Annotated in this window: 1 protein-coding gene; it reads left to right on the forward strand. The window is 67.6% G+C overall.

Annotated features, from left to right (window positions below):
- Positions 1-968 (forward strand): chaperonin GroEL (gene groEL / locus CA984_RS44165; protein WP_133062001.1); only part of this gene is annotated, 968 nt, incomplete at both ends.

Here is a 968-nt window from a genome sequence, read left to right on the forward strand (position 1 = left end):
GTCTCCATCGCCAAGGAGATCGAGCTCGAGGACCCGTGGGAGAAGATCGGGGCCGAGCTCGTCAAGGAAGTCGCCAAGAAGACCGACGACGTCGCGGGCGACGGCACCACCACCGCCACCGTGCTCGCCCAGGCTCTCGTACGTGAGGGCCTTCGCAACGTCGCCGCCGGCGCCAACCCGATGTCCCTGAAGAAGGGCATCGAGGCCGCCGTCGAGCGCGTCAGCGAGGAGCTCTCCAAGCTGGCCAAGGACGTGGAGACGAAGGCGCAGATCGCCTCCACCGCCTCCATCTCCGCGGGCGACCCGCAGATCGGCGAGATGATCGCCGAGGCGATGGACAAGGTCGGCAAGGAAGGTGTCATCACCGTCGAGGAGAGCAACACCTTCGGCCTCGAGCTTGAGCTCACCGAGGGCATGCGCTTCGACAAGGGCTACATCTCGCCCATCTTCATCACCGACCCCGACCGGCTCGAAGCGGTGCTCGACGAGCCGTACGTGTTGCTCGTCAGCGGCAAGGTCGCCGCCAACAGGGACGTGGTGCCGCTGCTCGACAAGGTCGTGCAGTCGGGCAGGCCGCTGCTGGTCATCGCCGAGGACGTCGAGGGCGAGGCTCTGGCCACCCTGGTCGTCAACAAGATGAAGGGGGTCTTCCGGTCGGTGGCGGTCAAAGCTCCGGGCTTCGGCGACCGCCGCAAGGCCATGCTGGGCGACATCGGCATCCTGACCGGTGCCCAGGTCATCAGCGAGGACCTCGGCCTCAAGCTGGAGTCCACCACGCTGGACCAGCTCGGCCGCGCCCGCCAGGTCATCGTCACCAAGGACGAGACCACCATCGTCGACGGCGGCGGCGACGCCGAGCAGATCGCCGGCCGGGTCAACCAGATCCGCGCCGAGATCGACAACACCGACTCCGACTACGACCGCGAGAAGCTCCAGGAGCGTCTGGCCAAGCTGGCCGGCGGCGTGGC

Origin of the sequence: Streptosporangium minutum (assembly GCF_002149035.1) — a bacterium.
Taxonomy (GTDB): Bacteria; Actinomycetota; Actinomycetes; order Streptosporangiales; family Streptosporangiaceae; genus Streptosporangium; species Streptosporangium minutum.